The organism is Mesorhizobium sp. WSM3224, from assembly GCF_000427725.1.
GTDB lineage: Bacteria > Pseudomonadota > Alphaproteobacteria > Rhizobiales > Rhizobiaceae > Mesorhizobium.
Map to the genome: position 1 here is coordinate 1 of NZ_ATYO01000066.1, position 3,033 is coordinate 3,033.

Sequence of the window (3,033 nt, forward strand, 5' to 3'; positions counted from 1 at the left end):
TAACCCGCAGTGATCGCCCCGGCGAGCCGACTAACGGCTGACCGCCATACACGCATCAGACGACTTCGGGAAAGGTGCCTTGGTGCACCGCTTACCGAACTCTCTCAGCATGACACCGAGGATCGCAAGCAGCGGCTCGACCATCGCCATCACCTCGGCGTCGGCGCCCGTCAGCTCACGCACGCGGCCGGCAAAAGTGATGCGCGATGGCAAGCCCAGCTTGACGCCGGCCTCCCGCAGGATCGCCCGCACCACGTTCTCGATCGAACGCATCTCGTTCAGCACCGTGCGGCAGGCAACCAGCAGCGAGCGCCATAACCGGCACTGTCTGCTCTTGACATGCACCTGCCGATACCAGCCAGCGCATGATCTGCGCCAGTGCGGGCGTCATTGCGATCGGTCTTGTTGGGCATCGTCTTCATCGCTGCGTCGGCCTGCCGCGTCTCGATGCAGGTCGCCGGCAAGCCTTCGGCGTGCAGTCCATCGTGAAGCCAGGCCGTCAGCGAGCACGCTCCCAGGCCGATCCGCTCAAGCGGCAAGCCGGTCCCCTTCAGCGCGTCACACAACGCCTGCGGATCGCTCAACGCTCTCGCCTCCTTCACGATCCGGCCAATCTCGTCGACAATGCAAATAGAGGTCTCTTCCAAGTCCGGCAAAGTAGTTCATGGCTGCTCCTTCCAAATGTTTGTGGCGACTCACATCGACCACGTTTTCACATTTCGACAGGAGCAGCCGCCATCATCTGGGCTCGGTCGAGACCCCAATCACCCCATCTGTTTTGAAAATCGTCTGGCTATTGGTTCCGTCTGAGGCTTGGTTATGATTCATGTGTGTACGGCCCTTGAGCAAGAAGATCCTGATAACGGCAATACTGAAGCGGTCAGGTTCATTCATGTGTTCGGCCTGTTTTGTGGAGCCTCAGGCCGCTGGCCATGATGGTGTCGGTGGATCGGGCCCCCATCGAGATGCCGCGCCGCGATGCGCGTTGAATCACTTAGGTTCTCCCGATCCCCGGCTTGACCGGATCTGCATCACTGATGTCGTTCTCTCCTGCCCAAACTGGATGTCATTTCGCGCGACCGTCGTTACCCTCGAGCCATTGACGGCGTCGCGCGGTAGTTTTCCGCACGCGCCATCATCGTCCAGGCGATCCGCACTACACGCGCGGTCGACCAAACCGGGTCAAACTCTACCGCGAACTGATCGCAATCACCCGCGCGACGTTGGCCTATCTAAAGCAGGCGACCGAGCGATTGGCCGTGGCAAGCACTCCGCTCATCGCAGTGTGGCAGCTCCAGGTTCGTCACTATCGGCCGCTGATCGAACGCATCATCACACAGAGTGAGCGGCGGGTGTTGGTCGGCGAGTTGGTGCCGGCCAGCGACAAGCTGGTCAGCCTGTTCGAGCCCCATGCCGATATCATCGTCAAAGGCAGCTGCCGGCAGGCATTGGAATTGCGTCCCACCGGCCAGAGCCGGCCTCGTGGCGCGCGCGTGATCGCGACCACAACGCCTTTCTGCTCGATAGCCAACTCCTCGATCCTGTCCATGAGGCTCAGAGGCACTCAGGTTAAAGACAAGTGATTGTAAACAAAACAGAACACGTCCGTTTGTGGACGGAAACTAGACTAGCGACCAAACATTTCGAGCCAAGGACAATCTACGAAAGTGATCGAAGGATCGGACGCCAATAGCCCGTGGTGGTTCGTAACAGACGTAGACTCGGAATTTCACCATATCTCTTTGCAAACCCTCATGAAGTTCCCTGACACTATTTTCTTGACTGCTTCTTCGGGATAGCCATGATCGAACATCAGCTGCACCAAGTTGATTACGTCCTTAGGTCTCTGGAAACGATATCCTTTCCAGTTCGGATCTTTAGGAGCGGGAAACTCTCTCGTCGCCGCTTCGGCCCACTTGTTCAGCACATCTGTTTCGAACACGAAGTCAAAACCAAAGCCGACGTGGTCCGGCCCAACAAGCTGAACGACGTGATCGAGATGCTTGAAGATGGCTGACATCGCACCGTATTCGTCACCAATATAAGCGTTGTTTCCCGACAAGCCGATCACGCCACCGTTTTTAGCTAACGCTAAGATCTGGTCATCGCGAAGATTTCTATAGTGTTGGTGGAGAGCCATTATGCCAATATGCGAAAAGATTACGGGCTTCTCCGCCATGTTCATCACTTCGAGTGTTGTCCGATAGCCCGTATGGGCGAGATCAACGACCATCTTCAGTCGCTCGAGTTCGCGCACGACGTGCACACCGTAGGTAGTCAGTCCGCCGTCGGCTTGATCAGCGCACCCACCACCCACAAAATTCGAAGTATTAAATACGAGCTGCACGACACGTAGCCCCAACTCACGAAAGACCTCTAAAACACCGATGTTCTTTCCGAACCACGCCGTCCCGTGGGTCTGCATTCCGATAGCAAGTTTCCCTTCAATCTTAGCCCGTGTCACATCGTCTATTGTGAGGGCGTGAATCAAAAGGTGAGGCTGTGATTGGATCAGCTGCCTTTGTGACGCGATCACCTTCACAGCATCATCAAGGTTACCCCCGTCTCCAGCAAAGTCGATTGCTGTAAACGATACTCCCGCGTCAACATAATGCTGAAGGTACTTTGGAGGGCAACCATATTTTTCAGTTGGCCCGTCAATTGGGAACAGCATGTCCCAAATGATATTGTTATTCCAAAAGCTCTGCGTTGTGTCGGAGATCATATCTCACCAATCCTTAGGTATTTTTCCTACACGGTCCTACGCATCGGGGTAATGATGCAATCGCTTTTCAAGCATATGCATCAACAAACTTACCAATCCGCCTGTTGCGGGCACGTCCGCAGGATCATTTCCATCCCATCTGCGATCGTCTAGCAGCCGAGAGCCCACGGATTATAGATGCGCTACAACCTGTTCGACGCATTAGCACGGCAAGCTTCCCGCAACTTCAACAATCCAATGATCGTCTCATTGCGTTCTTCGATCATCTGAGGAATCGTCCTGCCGCCAAGCACTTCTTCAGCTTGACG

1 protein-coding gene and 2 pseudogenes are annotated in these 3,033 nt (G+C 55.5%); 1 reads left to right on the forward strand and 2 read right to left on the reverse strand.

Translation table 11 applies throughout. The features are described 5' to 3' along the window. Positions 1 to 105 precede the first annotated feature (105 nt). A pseudogene (locus YU3_RS38295) lies at positions 106 to 666 on the reverse strand (transposase); the annotation flags it as partial. 491 nt (positions 667 to 1,157) lie between these two features. Between YU3_RS38295 and YU3_RS40180 the strand changes: the two are divergent. Continuing rightward, positions 1,158 to 1,436, forward strand: a pseudogene (locus tag YU3_RS40180) (ISNCY family transposase); the annotation flags it as partial. 293 nt (positions 1,437 to 1,729) lie between these two features. On the opposite strand, the gene YU3_RS0133815 reads toward YU3_RS40180, so the two are convergent. Beyond that, positions 1,730 to 2,725, reverse strand: a complete 996-nt coding sequence (locus YU3_RS0133815) for a membrane dipeptidase (RefSeq protein WP_027170293.1) — start codon at positions 2,723 to 2,725, stop codon at positions 1,730 to 1,732. Positions 2,726 to 3,033: the final 308 nt, after the last annotated feature.

Excerpts from the sequence above, each read along its gene's own strand:
- YU3_RS0133815 (WP_027170293.1), bottom strand. The coding sequence starts at position 2,725 with ATGATCTCCGACACAACGCAGAGCTTTTGGAATAACAATATCATTTGG.